Source organism: Mycobacterium rhizamassiliense (assembly GCF_900157375.1).
In the GTDB taxonomy this organism is placed as follows: domain Bacteria; phylum Actinomycetota; class Actinomycetes; order Mycobacteriales; family Mycobacteriaceae; genus Mycobacterium; species Mycobacterium rhizamassiliense.
Map to the genome: position 1 here is coordinate 2,191,968 of NZ_LT721901.1, position 14,933 is coordinate 2,206,900.

Consider the following 14,933-nt stretch of genomic DNA (forward strand, 5'->3'; position numbering starts at 1 on the left):
TCGCCGAACGTGCACCCACTGCGAGATTCACGCTGATTGTCCGCGCTGAGTGCACATTCGCCGTGCCCAGGCCGCGGCCACCCGCGCCAGAATCCCGCCTCGGGTGTCCTCGGCCGTGACACGGATGGCGATCCAGCCGAGGTCGGACAGTGCTTCGTAACGCGCAATGTCCCGGTTGAATTGTCTGCGGTCGGTGCGATGGTGGTCGCCCTCGTACTCGACGCCGACTTTGATGTCCTCCCAGCCCATGTCGAGCACTCCCACGCGCTCGCCGTACTGGCCGTAAACGGTGATCTGGGTCTGCGGTCGCAGGTAGCCCGCCTCGATGAGTAGCAGCCGCAGCCACGTTTCGCGGGGTGACTCGGCTCCGGCGTCGACCAGACGCATCGCCCGGCGTGCGCGCCTGATGTTGCGGTGTCCCCGGTAACGCTCGGCCAGCATCTCGACCTCAGCCATCTTGAGACCCGTTGCGCGACTGAGCGCGTCGATGGCCGCAACCGCCTTGACGACGGGATAGCGGCAGGCAAGATCGAGCGCGGTCCGCGCCGGTGTCGTCAGCGGGAGGCCGGCGATGAGTGCCCTCTCGTCCTCGGCGACTAGATCTGACCACGTACTGATGCCAGCTGGCGGACGCCGATAGGCGTAAAGCAACTCCGCGGATGCGCGATCGTCAATCCACTTGGCGCCATGCAGCGCGGCCGCGGAGCTTCCCGCCACGATGCCGCGGCGCCGCGACCATAGCCACGCGGCGTGGGCGCGGGACCGAGCGGTGAGCTCGGTGCCTGTTGGTAGATAGACGTCGGGGTGGATCGCAACGAAGCGGCTGCGCAGCGCGTACGGCGTCACGATGCCGGATGCGACGGCCTCGCTCCCGATGAACGGTCCCATAGTCGGGGAGTGTCGCGCGCGGCACTGACACGCTCACCGAGCGTGCACTCAGCGTGAGAACCCGGCCGAGAATTCGCAATGACTACACGCTCGGCGCTAAAGCGCTACTTGCTCTGGAAGTTGGGCTTGCGCTTCTCGGCGAACGCCCGCGGGCCTTCCTTGGAGTCCTCGGAGAGGAACACCGGAATGCCGTTGGCGGTGTCGGGCTTGAAGGCCTCTTCCTCGTGCATTCCCTCGGTCTCGCGGATCGTCTTGAGGATTGCCTGCACGGCAAGGGGGCCGTTGTTCTCGATGATCTCGGCGATCTCGAGCGCCTTGGTGAGCGCCTGCCCGTCGGGCACGACGTGGCCGATCAGGCCCATGTCCTTGGCCTCGGTGGCGCTGATGTGGCGTCCGGTCAGCAGCAGGTCGCAGGCGACCGTGTAGGGGATCTGGCGCACCAGCCGCACGGCGGAGCCGCCCATCGGATACAGGCTCCACTTGGCCTCCGAGATACCGAACTTGGCGCTCTCGCCGGCAACCCGGATGTCGGTGCCCTGCAGGATCTCGGTGCCCCCCGCGATGGCCGGGCCCTCGACGGCGGCGATCAGCGGCTTCGTGAGCCGGCGGCCCTTGAGCAGAGCGTCGATCCGCGACGGGTCGTAGCTGCCATCCTTGAAAGAATCGCCCGGCGGCTTCTGGGTTGCTGCCTTGAGGTCCATGCCGGCGCAAAAGTAGCCACCGGCTCCGGTCAGGATGCAGACGCGGATGTCGGGATCGTTGTCGACGCGGTCCCAGGCCTGGACCATGATTTCCATCATTTCCGTGCTCAAGGCGTTGCGCCGGTGCGGCCGGTTCATGGTCACGATCAGGGTGTGACCGCGCTGCTCCACTAGGGCGTCGGGTCCCGTTGGTTCGTTTGCTGGCGCCTCGGCCACGGCTACCGCCTTTCACTCCACATCGAGCATGAACTTGTCAAGAAATGTAACACGTTCTAATTTGGTGGCCGTGGCCCTGAATATTGCCGACCTCGCAGAACACGCCATCGACGCTGTGCCCGACCGTGTCGCCCTCATTTGCGGTGACGAGCAGCTGACCTACGCCCAATTGGAGGAGAAGGCCAACCGCCTGGCGCACTACCTCATCGAGCAGGGCGTCAACAAGGACGACAAGGTCGGGCTCTACTGCCGCAACCGCATCGAGATCGTCATCGCGATGCTCGGCATCATCAAGGCCGGCGCCATCCTGGTGAACGTCAACTACCGCTACGTCGAGGGCGAGCTTCGCTACCTGTTCGACAACTCCGACATGGTCGCGCTCGTGCACGAGCGCCAGTACTCCGACCGCGTCGCCAACGTGCTGCCCGAGACGCCCAACGTCAAGACGATCCTCGTGGTGGAGGACGGCAGCGACAACGACTTCGGCCGCTACGGCGGCGTCGAGTTCTATTCGGCGGCCGCCAACAGCTCGCCCGAGCGTGACTTCGGCCCGCGCAGCGCCGACGACATCTACCTGCTGTATACGGGTGGCACGACGGGCTTCCCGAAGGGCGTGATGTGGCGCCACGAGGACATCTACCGGGTGCTGTTCGGCGGAACCGACTTCGCCACAGGCGAATTCATCGCCGACGAGTACGACCTGGCGAAGGGCGCTGCGGCCAACCCGCCGATGGTCCGCCACCCGATCCCACCGATGATCCACGGCGCCACGCAGTCGGCCACCTGGATGTCGATCTTCTCGGGCCAAACCACCGTGCTGGCACCGGAATTCAACGCCGACGAGGTCTGGCGCACGATTCACGACCACAAGGTGAACCTGCTGTTCTTCACCGGCGACGCGATGGCGCGACCGCTGCTGGACGCGCTGCTGGCCCACCAGGACAAGGGCAACGAGTACGACCTGTCGTCGCTGTTCCTGCTCGCGTCCACCGCGGCGCTGTTCTCGCCGAGCATCAAGGAGAAGTTCCTCGAGCTGCTGCCCAACCGGGTCATCACCGATTCCATCGGTTCCTCGGAGACCGGGTTCGGCGGCACCAGCGTCGTCGCCAAGGACGCCCCGCACGCCGGCGGCCCGCGCGTGACGATCGATCACAAGACCGTGGTCTTGGACGAGGACGGCAACGAGGTCAAGCCGGGTTCGGGCGTCCGCGGCTTCATCGCCAAAAAGGGCAACATTCCCGTCGGCTACTACAAGGACGAGAAGAAGACCGCCGAGACGTTCAAGACCATCAACGGCGTCCGCTACGCCATCCCCGGTGACTGGGCGACGGTCGAGGAGGACGGCTCCGTCACGATGCTGGGCCGCGGATCGGTGTCGATCAACAGCGGCGGCGAGAAGATCTACCCCGAGGAGGTCGAGGCCGCGCTCAAGGGTCACCCCGACGTCTTCGACGCCCTGGTCGTCGGCGTGCCCGACGCCCGCTACGGCCAGCACGTGGCCGCGGTGGTGCAGGCCCGCCCGGGAACGCGGCCGGCGCTCTCGGAGCTGGACGCGTTCGTGCGCTCGGAGATCGCGGGATACAAAGTGCCGCGCAGCCTTTGGCTGGTCGACGAGGTGAAGCGCTCACCGGCCGGCAAGCCGGACTACCGCTGGGCCAAGGAACAGACCGAGGCGCGGCCCGCCGACGACGTGCACTCGGCGCACATCTCTGCCTGACGCGATTTGAGTAGTACTACTCACGCCTGACGCGTAGAAATGCACGCGCATGCGCGTGTGCTCTCCGGCGATGCTGGCGAGATGAAAACACTCACCGGCATTCCCGGCCCCGCGGAGCTGGCCGCGAGCACACCGGCCGATCGCGACCGCGCCATCGACGTCATCCGCATCGTCTCCCTGGTCGGGGTGGTGCTCGGCCACACCGTGATGGCGATCAGCATCATCCGCGGTCACGTATTCATTTGGGAAAACCTGCTCACCGCTTCACCGGTGTTTCAGGCCATGACGTGGCTTTTGCAGATCATGCCGCTGTTCTTCTTCGCCGGCGCCGCCGCGTGCGTGTCGTCCTGGCGCCCCGGCGCCAACTGGGGCGGCTGGCTGATGAACCGCTGCACCAGGCTGTTCCGGCCGGTGTTCTACTACCTTGCGTTCTGGGCCGTCGCACTGACCGCGCTGTATCCGCTTCTCCCGCAACATGTCTACGAGCCGATCGCCGGGGTCAGCGTGCAGCTGCTGTGGTTTCTGGGCGCCTACGTCCTGGTGCTGGCCGCGATGCCGGTGTTGTCCAGGATCACCACGCCCGCCCGCCTCGCCGTCGGTGTGCTCGCGGTGTACGGAACCATCGCGGCCATCGACGCGGCGCGGCTGCACTGGACCGCCGCGGCACCGCTGGGCTATCTCAACCTTTCGGTCTGGCTCATTCCCGCCATGTTCGGCATCGCCTACCGCCGCCAACTGCTCACCGCACGTATCGCTCTCGTCACGGCGCTGACGCTGTTCGTCGTCGATGTCGCGCTGGTGCGCTGGGGTCCCTACGAATTGAGCATGGTCGGCACCGGCGACCATCACCTCTCCAACACCAGCCCGCCCTCGCTGCTGCTGGCCGGACACGCAATCATCTTGAGCGCGTTGGCAATTGCTGCCGCCCCGGCGATCGCCCGGTGGGCGCAGCGGCCGCGGGTGTGGTGGTGGACCGCGTTCGGCAACTCCGGCGCCATGACCCTGTACCTGTGGCACATGCCCGCGCTGCTGGCCGTGCAGGTGGTCTTCGATTACCTTGGCCACCCGCGGTACCCGGGCCAGCCCGACTTCCTGGCCGTCAGCATCGCGCAGGTGCTCATCATGAGCTTGGTGGTGGCGGTGCTGTTCGTCGCGCTGCGACCCCTGGAGAACAACCCGCTGTCCGGATGGGACGGTGTCCCGGCCGTCACCTCGGCGCGGCGTGGCGCGGTCATCGGCGCGTTGCTCTGCATCGCGGGGGCAGCGACGCTTGCGCTGGTGAAGTGGGGCCTCAAGGACGACGGCCTCGTGTGCGTCAGCGTGGTCGTGTCGGGCCTGGTGTCCGCCCGGGCGCTGGCCGCCGTCCGGCGAGACTAGTCGGCCTCGGTATCCAGCCCGTGCTCGATGGCATAGCGGGTCAACTCCACTCGATTGGCCACCTGAAGCTTGCGGAAGGTCGCCTGGACATGATTTTCGACGGTGCGGTGGCTCAGCGACAGCCTCTCGGCAATCTGCTTGGCGGACAATCCTTTTGCCACATAGCGCAGGACCTCGGTCTCGCGCTCGGTGAGGCTGGGGCGAGAGGGCCCGGCGTCCTTGGTTTGGGCGATGCGCCGGTATTCGCCCAACACCAGCCCGGCCAGGCTCGGGGTGAAGACGGCCCGGCCCGCCGCGGTGGCCTCGACGGCGTCGGCCAGTTCGGACGCAGACGCGCTCTTGACCAGATACCCGGTGGCCCCGGCCTTCACGGCCTCGAGGACGTCGTCGCGCTCGTCCGACGCCGAGAGCACCAGCACCCGCGAGGACGGCGATACCGCCAGCACCTCGGCCGTGGCCGCCGCGCCATCGCCGTCGGCAAGCTGCATGTCCATCACCACCACGTCGGGCTTGACCGCCGCCGCCCGGCGTCGCGCGGCGGCCACGCCATCGGCGGTGGCGACGACGTTGAAGCCGCCCTCGGCGAGGTCGCGGGCCACCGCCTCGCGCCAGATCGGATGATCGTCGACGACCATCACCGTCGTTGCGTCAGCCATGGCGTTCACCCCCTCGCGGCACGCACAGCTCCCACTCGGTGCCGTCACCTTCGCCGGTGTGCAACTCGGCGCTGCCGCCCAGCGACGTCAACCGGCCCACGATCGACTTGGAGATCCCGAGGCGTCCCTGCCGGGCCGCTTCCTGTAGGCGGCCGGTGGCGATGCCCACCCCATCGTCGCGAACGCACACCGTGACCGAATTGCCGAGGTCTTCCAAGAGGACGAATGCTTGCGCGTCGGGGCCCGCGTGCGCGCCCACGTTGTCCAGGGCGTTGCCGACCGCCGCGTCCAATTCCGCTGCGACCGAACGGGCAAGGGGCACCGGGGTTCCCGGCAGGCTCAGCGACACCCGATCGGATGCCCTGCGGCGCAGCAACGAGCGGAAGTCGACGGTCTTGCCGTCACCGTCGTGGTCGATGCCGGCGGAGGTGACCCAGCGCCGCAGCGCGCGCTCTTGCTCGCTCGCGAGATCCGCCAGCTCGGCTGTGGCGCCGCCGATTTCGTGGCCCCGCCGGGCGACCAGCGCCAGCACCTGGATGGCGCCGTCATGAACCTCGCGCGATAGCCGCTCACGCTCCGCCACGGCGGCCGAGAGCCGGGCCGCCCGCTGCAACTCCTCGTGCGCGCGGCGCGCGGTCTGCGCGGCCATGCCCAACGCCGCGCCGATCGCCACCTCGATGATGATCGTGGCGTTGTGCCCGAGGTTGAGGGCGAAGTAGTTCTTGGCGGCGAAGTTGGCGATCATCACGATCAACCCCGTCAGGGTGCCGCCGACCGGACCGAACTGGATCGCGGCCGAGATGGTGGGGTTGCTGGCCCACAGCGTCGTCGGCCAGGTCTGATTGTCGCTGGCCCACTGCGGGTTGGTGACGATCGGGTTGGACGCCATCAGCAGCACGACGATCACGATTTCGGCGATCACCCACGCGGGCCTGCGGCCGAAGCCGCGCAGATACGCGGCGGCGCAGGCCGCGCTCCAGCCGAGCAGCACGGCGAACAGCACCCAGCCCAGCATGGGCCTGCGTAGATCCGGGTTGATGGCGATCTGGAAGCCCAGGGCGTAGACGCAGCTCACCAGACGGAACACCTGCGCCGCGCGCCACAGCGGCGCGGTCGGGTCGGGACCGGGAGACGCCATCGGGCTCAGCATAGGTCGGTTTGTGGGCGGCGTGGTTCCCCACGCCGCCCACGTTGGTCAGGCGGCCGCGGAATACGGGTCGTACTCCGCGAGCATCTTCTCCATTCGGGCCTCGTCCAGGCGGACCCGCACGGTCGAGGCTTCCTGTTGATCGCGGATCACCTTCGCCAGGGTGAACGCGCTGGAGACGAGAAACAGCACGGTGATCCCGAGGAACATCCGCTGCCACGAATCGATCGGAAGGAAGTAGATGCCGCCGAGGGCGCTGAGGAAGCTCACGCCGAAGGCGATGGCCGCCTGCACGAAGAAGGCGGCGGTGTTCTTTGCTGTGTTGTCCGGAAGGTTCATGCCAATAATCATGCGGGAGCGCGCCATTCGTGGAATCCGTACAACTACTCAGATTCGCCGGCCCGCGACGGCCTGTCTAGGGTGGAAGCCGGATGACCGACTTCGTCAAAAGCCGCTCCGGCGCCCCCGACGGCTTCTTCGCGTGCGAGGCCGCGGGCTTGCGGTGGCTTTCGGCCGTCGACGGCGGTGTGCCGTGCGCGCGGGTCATCGCCGTCGACGCGACCAGTCTGACGTTGCAGCGACTCGAGTCGGCGGCGCCCAGTCGCGACGTGGGCCACGCGTTCGGCGGCCGGCTGGCCGTCACGCACGATGCGGGGGCGGCGGCGTTCGGTGCGGGGCCCGACGGCTGGGACGGGCCGGGATTCTTCGGCCCGTTGTCGCAGCCGCTGCCGATGTCGCTGCGCCCCCATCGGCGCTGGGGCGAGTTCTACGCCGACGAGCGATTGGTTCCGATGGCCGAGCTCGCGGCGGCGCGCCTCGATGCGGCGACCCGGTCCGCCATCGACTCCGTGGTGGCGCGTTGCCGGGCCGGCGACTTCGACGATGACGACCGTCCGGCGCGGCTGCATGGCGATCTTTGGAGCGGCAACGTGATGTGGACGGCCGACGGTGTGGTGCTGATCGATCCGGCCGCGCACGCCGGTCACCGGGAAACCGATCTGGCGATGCTCGAGCTGTTCGGCTGCCCGCATTACGACGCCATCCTCGACGGCTATCAGCGCGTGCGGCCGCTGAAAGCCGGGTGGCGCAACCGCATCGGCCTACACCAGCTGTATCCGCTGCTGGCGCATGTCGTGCTGTTCGGCGGCGGGTACGCGGCGCAGACGCATGCCGCGGCCCGCGCCGCGCTGGCCGCCTGACCTCGGGTGAGGTCTAGAGTCGAAAATCGATGACGATCGATGTGTGGATGCAGCATCCGACTGCGCGGTTTCTGCGCAGCGACATGCTGGCCTCCCTGCGACGCTGGACCGGGGGGGCGATACCGGATGCCGACATTCCCATCGACGTGACCATCGCCGCGATGGACGCCGCGGGCGTCGACCTCGGCGTGCTCAGCGCGTGGTATGGCCCAGGAGGCCTGGACCTGATCTCCAACGACGAGGTCGCGGAATGGATTCGGTTGCACCCGAACCGGTTCGCCGGGCTGGCGACCGTCGACCTGGACCGTCCGATGGAGGCCGTCCGCGAGCTGAGGCGCCGAGTCGCCGAGGGTTTCGTCGGCCTGCGGGTGGTGCCCTGGTTGTGGGGCGCGCCGCCGACCGACCGCCGCTACTACCCGCTGTTCGCGCAGTGCGTGGAATCCGGGGTGCCGTTCTGCACCCAGGTCGGTCACACCGGCCCGCTGCGGCCTTCGGAGACCGGACGCCCGATTCCCTACATCGATCAGGTCGCCCTCGACTTTCCCGAGTTGGTGGTCGTCTGCGGGCACGTCGGCTATCCGTGGACCGAAGAGATGGTCGCCGTGGCCCGCAAGCACGAAAACGTGTTCATCGACACCTCCGCCTACACCGTGCGGCGGCTGCCGGAGGAACTCGTCCGGTTCATGAAAACCGGGACGGGTCAACGAAAAGTCTTGTTCGGCACCAACTATCCGATGATCACCCACGAACACGCCCTGGCGGGGCTGGACGAACTCGGGCTCACCGACGACGCCCGGCGCAGTTTCCTGCGCGACAACGCCAGACGTGTTTTCAGACTGGAGGCAATCAAGTGAACGGTGCGCAGGCGCTGATCAGTACGTTGGTCGACGGCGGCGTCGACGTGTGCTTCGCCAACCCGGGTACCTCGGAGATGCACTTTGTGGCCGCGCTGGACGCCGTCGCCGAAATGCGCGGTGTGCTAGCCCTTTTCGAGGGCGTCGCCACCGGTGCGGCGGACGGATACGCCCGCATCGCAGACCGGCCTGCGGCGGTGCTCTTGCACCTGGGCCCCGGGCTGGGCAACGGGCTGGCCAACCTGCACAACGCGCGCCGGGCCCACGTTCCCATGGTGGTGGTCGTCGGCGACCACGCCACCTACCACAAGAAGTACGACGCCCCACTGGAATCCGACATCGACGCGCTTGCCGGCACCGTCTCTGGCTGGGTGCACCGGACGGCGACGGCCGCCGACGTCGCGATCGACGCGGCCGAGGCGATCGCCGCATGCCGCGCCGGCTCGTGCATCTCGACGCTGATCCTGCCCGCCGACGCGTCCTGGTCGGACGGCGCGATGCCCGCCACACCACGGCCGGCCAGGCCCGCGGTCGCCGACCCGCAGCTGGCGGCCGGGGTTGCCGAGGTGCTGCGGTCGGGGGAGCCGACGGTGATCATGGTGGGCGGCGACGCCACCCGCGGCCCCGCGCTTGCCGCGGCCGCGCGGATCGCCGCGGCGACCGGCGCACGCCTGCTGTGCGAGACGTTCCCCACGCGGCTGGAGCGCGGGGCGGGCATACCGGCCGTCGACCGGCTGGCATATTTCGCCGAGGCCGCCGCAGGCCAACTGGACGGCGCCAAGCACCTGGTGCTGGCCGGCGCCAAATCGCCAGTGTCCTTCTTCGCGTACCCCGACATGCCCAGCGACCTGGTGCCGGCGGGCTGCGCGGTGCACGTGCTCGCCGAGCACGCGGGTGCGGCCGAAGCGCTGGTGGCGCTGGCCGACGAAGTGGCGCCGGGCACCACGGCCCCCGTTGCCGCCGCGTCGCGCCCGCAGCTGCCCAGCGGCCCGCTGACGTCCGCGTCTGCTGCCGACGTGATCGGGGCGCTGCTGCCGGAACGGGCGATCGTCGTCGACGAGTCGAACACCTCGGGTCTGCTGCTGCCGCAGGCCACCGCGGGCGCGCCGGCCCATGACTGGCTGACGTTGACGGGCGGGGCGATCGGCTATGGCATCCCGACGGCGGCGGGCGCCGCGATCGCAGCCCCGGACCGTCCGGTGCTCTGCCTGGAATCCGACGGGTCGGCGATGTACACGATTTCGGGGCTGTGGACCCAGGCTCGGGAAAACCTCGACGTGACCACCGTGGTCTACGACAACAGCGCCTACGACATCCTGCGAGTCGAACTGCAGCGCGTGGGCGCCGGGTCCGCACCCGGCCCCAAGGCGCTCGACCTGCTCGACTTGTCAAGACCCACAATGGACTTCGTGAAGATCAGCGAAGGCATGGGAGTGCCGGCCCGCCGCGTCAGCACCGCCGAGGAGTTCGCCGAGGCCCTGCGCGCGGCGTTCGACGAGCCCGGACCGCATTTGATCGACGCGGTCGTGCCGTCAATAACGGGCTAGCCCGGGCAGCCGGCTCACCAGCCACTCGGCCAGCGCATCGACCACCTCGACGCCGGTTTCGTACCCGCCCTCGCGCACGTCGGCGGCGAGCGCGACGCCCCACTGCCCGGACGGGGTCCCGACGATTCCGAACTGCCGGACCAGGTATCCGCCCTCGGCGCCCGGACCCCAACCACCCTTGGCGGCAACACCTTTGGTGGCCAAACCCCATCGGTGCTCGGCGGTGAGGTTGCCCATCAGGTCGATGACGCCCGCCGCGCCGGGGAGCAACGGGAGCTCCGCGGCGAAACGTGCCTGGCGCTGCAGGGTCCACTGCGTCTGGCCGAATGCGGTGTAGCCGCGCCGAAGCCGCCTCGGCTCGACCGCGGTTTCGGTGTCACCCGTTTCGGCGATGACAGCCTGCACCCGCCGCGCCGCGTCCGCCGGGTCGCCCAGCCCGGCCCACAGCTGCTCGGCGGCGGGGTTGTCGGACTCCGTGATCGCCTTCGCGGCACGGTCTTTGGCACGTGGCCAGTCGGTGCGCAGCGCTGCGATCGCCAGGGGCACCTTGATGGTCGACCAGGCGACACCGCAGGACCACCGGCCCAGCGAATAGGTCCGATCCGGACGGGCGATCGCGACGCCCACGTCGGCCGGCACCGACGCGGAGAGCTGTTCGAAGCTCGCTTCGAGCGCTTGCTCAAGGGGCCGAAAAGTCATGTGGTCAACGCTGAATCGGCCAGACGGGGTCGCCGCAGTCCACACCCTCGGCCGACAACTGACGCTTCAACACCTTGAACGTCACCGTGCGCGGCAGCTCCGCGCCGACCCGGACGTAGGACGGCCACTGCTTGGGGCCCAGGTCCGGCTGCTCGGCCAGAAACGCCCGGAATTTGTCGGCGTCGAATTCGGTACCGGCCGCCAGCACCACCGCGGCCATCACCTGGTCGCCGACGACCGGGTCCGGCACCGGATACACCGCAACCTCGGTCACATCGGGATAGCGCAGCAGCACCCGTTCGATCGGGGCCGCACCCAGGTTCTCACCGTCGACCCGCATCCAATCACCCAGGCGGCCAGCGAAATATGCGTAGCCGGCTTCGTCGCGATAGGCCAGGTCGCCGCTGTGATAGACCCCGCCGCGCATCCGCTCGGCCATCGCGGCCTCGTCGTTGTAGTAACCCTCAAAACCGCCGGCTCCGGTCGTGTTCACCAATTCGCCTGCGATCCCCGGCGGGCACGGCTCGCCAGTGTCCGGGTCGATGATGTCGACTCCTTCGGGCAGCGGACCTAGTGAGCCGTCGGGAGTTTCGGGGGTCCGGGCTATGGCCACTCCGAGTTCAGTCGAACCGAACCCATCCTGGACGACGCAGCCAAACCTGCGGCTGAACCGGTCGACGTCGCGCGGGACACCCTCGTTGCCATACACCGCGCGCAGCGGGTTGTCCGCGTCGTCGGGCCCCTCCGGCTGGGCAAGCACGTACGACAGCGGCTTGCCCACATAGTTGGCGTAGGTAGCGCCGAAGCGGCGCACGTCCGGCAAGAACCCCGACGCAGAGAATTTGCGCCGCAACGCTAAAGACCCCTGACACGCCGCCGCCACGGCCCAGCCGACCAGCACCGCGTTGGAATGGAACAACGGCATCGATACGTAGCAGACGTCGTTGGTGCCGAGGCCGAACCGCTCCGTCATCCGTAGACCGGCCGACGCGACCTTGCCGTGGCTGACCATCACCGCCTTGGGGTCGCCGCTGGTGCCCGACGTGAAAAGCAGCATGAACAGGTCGGTGGGAGACGCCGACTGGAAGCGCGGCTCGGTGCCGCGATGCGCGTCGACCTCGGCGGCCCACTTCGCGGAGTCGACGTTCAGATGGTCGATATCGTCCAGTGTCGCAGCCGAATTCGAGTCGGCCAGCACCAGCTGACAGTCCGCCTTGCTGATGTCGCGGGCCAGCGCCTCGCCACGGCGTATCGGATTCAAGCCCACCGGCACGATCCCCGACATCCCCGCAGCGGCGAGCACTGCCGAAAAGAACGGCGTGTTCTCCAGCAGCACGCCGACGTGCGGTGGCTTTTCCGGGTCCATTCGCCCGCGCAACACCGCCGCGATCTCCGCGGCCTGCTGGACGTGGTCGCGCCAGCTGGTGAACGACTCTTCGAAGTAGACGCCCTGGTCGTCGATATCGGCGAGCGGGACTAGCAGTTCGGCGACGGTCGGGTCAGTCGAAGTATCCAAGGCAGCCCTACTCCTCCTCGGTTCGTTGCACGAACCGCATCGTCGTCGGGCGGTCAGGCAGGGGTTTCCGCCAGCTCACGGCCGATCCGGCGCAGCTGGCCGGTGGCACTGCCGAGCGCAAACTCTGCCTCTTTGGCGGCCAGGAAGTACCGGTGCGCCGGGTGATCGGTGTCGACTCCGACGCCGCCGTGTACGTGCACGATGGTGTGCGCCACCCGGTGTCCGGCATCGGCGGCCCAGAACGCCGCACTGGCCACATCGATCTCGGCGGCGATGTCTTCCGAGACCTTCCATGCGGCCTGGGTGAGCGTCAGCCGCAGACCCTTGACGTCGATGTAGCCGTCGGCCAGCCGCTGCGACACCGCCTGGAAACTGCCGATCGGGCGGTCGAATTGCTCACGCTCGCGGGCGTATTCGGCCGTCATCCGCAAACCGCGGTCGAGTACCCCGAGCTGATATGCGCTGCGGCCCAGGGTGCCAAGCGTGCCCAGCCAGGTCACGACTTCGCCGCCGCCGACGCGCCGCGCGTCATCCACGGCGACGCCGTCCAGCGCCAGGTGCGCGACGCTGCCCAGGCCGGTGGTCAGCAGCGGGGTCACCTTGACGCCGGGGTCGTCGGCAGCCACCAGGAAAACGGCCGTGCCGGAATCGGTTTCGGCGGGAACCAGGAACGCGTCCGCCACGGTTCCGAAGGCGACCTGGGTGCGGGTTCCCGTCAGCCGGTAGCCGTCGCTGCCCCGGGTGGCCTGCACCGCGCCCTCACCCATCTCGCCGTCGAGCGCGATGGTCAGGATCTTCTCGCCCTTGACGGCCGGCACGCCCCAGCTCTGCTGCAGTTCCTCGGAGCCGAACCGGGCCAGCACTCCGGCGCCCAGCATCACCGACTCGAGATACGGCACGGCCGCCAGCTGGTGGCCCAGCGCCACCAGGATGGCTACTTGCTCGAGCGCGCCGAAACCGTCGCCGCCCAGCGCGGAAGCCGAAGCGCTAGTGAGGATGTCGGCCTCGATCAGCTTCTGCCAAAGCTGACGGTCGAACCGCTGCTCGAGCCCGTCGAGTTCGCGCTGATGCTCGGGCGTGCACACCGAGTCCACGATCGTGTCGACCAGGCCACCGAGGTCGTTCGCCGCTTCGGTTGTCGTGAAATCCATGAAAGTCGTCCTTCTCGATGCTCAGCGGTACTTAGCGGTTTCGAGGCAGGCCGAGCGCGACCATGCCGATGATGTCGCGCTGCACCTCGTTGGTGCCGCCGCCGAAGGTCAGGATCAGGCACGCCCGGTGCATCCGCTCGACCCGGCCGCGCAGCAACGCGCCCGGCGAATCCTGGCGCACCGTCGCCGCGGTACCCAGCACCTCCATCAGCAACCGATAGGCCTCGGTGGCCAGCTCGGTGCCGAACACCTTCGCCGCCGACGCGTCGGCCGGGTTCAAGGCGTCATCATGCGCGGAGGCCAATTCCCAGTTGATCAGCTTGAGCACCTCGACCTTGGCGTGCACCCGGGCCAGGTTGAGCTGCACCCACTCCGAGTCGATGAGCCGGGCCCCGCTGGAGTCCTTGGTGTTCTGCGCCCACTCGCGAACCTCGCGCAGGGCCAGGAAGATCGGCTGTGGCGAGACCAGGGCGACCCGCTCGTGGTTGAGCTGATTGGTCACCAGCTTCCAGCCGCCGTTCTCCTCACCGACCAGGTTGCTGACCGGCACCCGCACGTCGGAGTAGTAGGTGGCGCTGGTGTCCACCCCGGCCATCGTGTGCACCGGCGTCCACGAGAAGCCTTCGGCCGTCGTCGGCACGGTCAGCATCGAGATGCCGCGGTGCTTCTTGGCGTCGGGGTTGGTCCGCACCGCCAGCCACACCCAGTCGGCGTACGCGATCAGGCTGGTCCACATCTTCTGGCCGTTGATCACGTAGTCGTCGCCGTCGCGCACCGCGGTGGTGCGCAGGTTGGCCAGGTCGGTACCAGCACCCGGCTCCGAGTAGCCGATGGAGAAGTGCAGTTCGCCCGCCGCGATCTTGGGCAGGAAGAACTTCTTCTGCTCCTCGGTGCCGAACGCCATGATCGTCGGCGCCACGCTGTTGATCGTCAGGAACGGCACCGGAACGCCGGCGACGGCCGCCTCGTCGGTGAAGATCAGCGACTCCATCGGGGAGCGGTCCTGACCGCCGTACTCCTTGGGCCAGTTCAGGGTGAGCCAGCCGTCTTTGCCCATCTGCGCGACGGTGTCGCGATACGCGGTGCCGGTGCCGACCTCGCCCTGCGTCGACGTCAGTGCTTCGCGCCGCTCGGGGGTCATGAGCGCGGTGAAGTACGACCGCAGCTCGCGACGCAGCTCCTCCTGTTCGGGGGTGTAACTGATGCGCATTCCAGCCGTCCTTTGCTCAACGTGACACGCCGTAACTCGACCAACGGCTACCCGT

General features: G+C 68.3%; 14 protein-coding genes. 5 read left to right on the forward strand and 9 right to left on the reverse strand.

The window, feature by feature from the left end; genetic code table 11:
* Positions 1-27 precede the first annotated feature (27 nt).
* Positions 28-888, reverse strand: a complete 861-nt coding sequence (locus MRAB57_RS10695; RefSeq protein WP_077087541.1) for a hypothetical protein — start codon at positions 886-888, stop codon at positions 28-30.
* Between the two features lie 104 nt (positions 889-992).
* The gene (locus tag MRAB57_RS10700; RefSeq protein ID WP_077087542.1) at positions 993-1,805 is read right to left on the reverse strand and encodes a crotonase/enoyl-CoA hydratase family protein; all 813 of its coding nucleotides are present in this window, start codon (positions 1,803-1,805) and stop codon (positions 993-995) included.
* 64 nt (positions 1,806-1,869) lie between these two features.
* On the opposite strand from MRAB57_RS10700, the gene MRAB57_RS10705 reads away from it, so the two are divergent.
* Complete coding sequence (locus MRAB57_RS10705) at positions 1,870-3,522, forward strand: acyl-CoA synthetase (RefSeq protein ID WP_077090531.1); 1,653 nt, start codon at positions 1,870-1,872, stop codon at positions 3,520-3,522.
* Positions 3,523-3,603: 81 nt separating this feature from the next.
* Complete coding sequence (locus tag MRAB57_RS10710; RefSeq protein ID WP_077090533.1) at positions 3,604-4,899, forward strand: acyltransferase family protein; 1,296 nt, start codon at positions 3,604-3,606, stop codon at positions 4,897-4,899.
* Here the strand turns inward: MRAB57_RS10710 and MRAB57_RS10715 are convergent.
* From MRAB57_RS10715 to MRAB57_RS10725, 3 genes are read right to left on the reverse strand one after another with little or no spacing between them, the layout of a single operon-like run.
* A complete protein-coding gene (locus MRAB57_RS10715; RefSeq protein ID WP_077090532.1) occupies positions 4,896-5,555 on the reverse strand; it encodes a response regulator in 660 nt (219 codons plus the stop codon). The genes MRAB57_RS10710 and MRAB57_RS10715 overlap by 4 nt on opposite strands.
* The gene (gene macS / locus MRAB57_RS10720) at positions 5,548-6,705 is read right to left on the reverse strand and encodes a MacS family sensor histidine kinase (RefSeq protein ID WP_077087543.1); all 1,158 of its coding nucleotides are present in this window, start codon (positions 6,703-6,705) and stop codon (positions 5,548-5,550) included. Before macS ends, MRAB57_RS10715 begins: the two co-directional genes overlap by 8 nt.
* Positions 6,706-6,750: 45 nt before the next feature.
* Complete coding sequence (locus MRAB57_RS10725) at positions 6,751-7,041, reverse strand: YiaA/YiaB family inner membrane protein (RefSeq protein ID WP_077087544.1); 291 nt, start codon at positions 7,039-7,041, stop codon at positions 6,751-6,753.
* A gap of 92 nt (positions 7,042-7,133) precedes the next feature.
* On the opposite strand from MRAB57_RS10725, the gene MRAB57_RS10730 reads away from it, so the two are divergent.
* The 3 genes from MRAB57_RS10730 to MRAB57_RS10740 are packed head-to-tail and all read left to right on the forward strand — an operon-like array spanning position 7,134 to position 10,302.
* Positions 7,134-7,901 (forward strand): fructosamine kinase family protein, encoded by a 768-nt coding sequence (locus MRAB57_RS10730; RefSeq protein ID WP_077087545.1) that lies wholly within the window; start codon positions 7,134-7,136, stop codon positions 7,899-7,901.
* 29 nt (positions 7,902-7,930) lie between these two features.
* Positions 7,931-8,755 (forward strand): amidohydrolase family protein, encoded by an 825-nt coding sequence (locus MRAB57_RS10735; RefSeq protein WP_077087546.1) that lies wholly within the window; start codon positions 7,931-7,933, stop codon positions 8,753-8,755.
* On the forward strand, positions 8,752-10,302 hold the full coding sequence (locus MRAB57_RS10740; RefSeq protein WP_077087547.1) for an acetolactate synthase large subunit: 1,551 nt from the start codon (positions 8,752-8,754) through the stop codon (positions 10,300-10,302). Before MRAB57_RS10735 ends, MRAB57_RS10740 begins: the two co-directional genes overlap by 4 nt.
* Here the strand turns inward: MRAB57_RS10740 and MRAB57_RS10745 are convergent.
* Genes MRAB57_RS10745 through MRAB57_RS10760 form a run of 4 tightly spaced genes read right to left on the reverse strand, consistent with a single transcriptional unit; the run spans position 10,288 to position 14,878 of the window.
* The gene (locus MRAB57_RS10745) at positions 10,288-11,001 is read right to left on the reverse strand and encodes a hypothetical protein (RefSeq protein WP_077087548.1); all 714 of its coding nucleotides are present in this window, start codon (positions 10,999-11,001) and stop codon (positions 10,288-10,290) included. The two genes, MRAB57_RS10740 and MRAB57_RS10745, sit on opposite strands and share 15 nt — an antisense overlap.
* A gap of 4 nt (positions 11,002-11,005) precedes the next feature.
* Positions 11,006-12,517 carry a long-chain-fatty-acid--CoA ligase FadD17 gene (gene fadD17 / locus MRAB57_RS10750; RefSeq protein ID WP_077087549.1) on the reverse strand — a complete coding sequence of 504 codons (1,512 nt, stop codon included), beginning with the start codon at positions 12,515-12,517 and terminating at the stop codon, positions 11,006-11,008.
* Between the two features lie 53 nt (positions 12,518-12,570).
* Positions 12,571-13,668, reverse strand: a complete 1,098-nt coding sequence (locus tag MRAB57_RS10755; protein WP_077087550.1) for an acyl-CoA dehydrogenase family protein — start codon at positions 13,666-13,668, stop codon at positions 12,571-12,573.
* Between the two features lie 31 nt (positions 13,669-13,699).
* Complete coding sequence (locus MRAB57_RS10760; RefSeq protein WP_077087551.1) at positions 13,700-14,878, reverse strand: acyl-CoA dehydrogenase; 1,179 nt, start codon at positions 14,876-14,878, stop codon at positions 13,700-13,702.
* Positions 14,879-14,933: the final 55 nt, after the last annotated feature.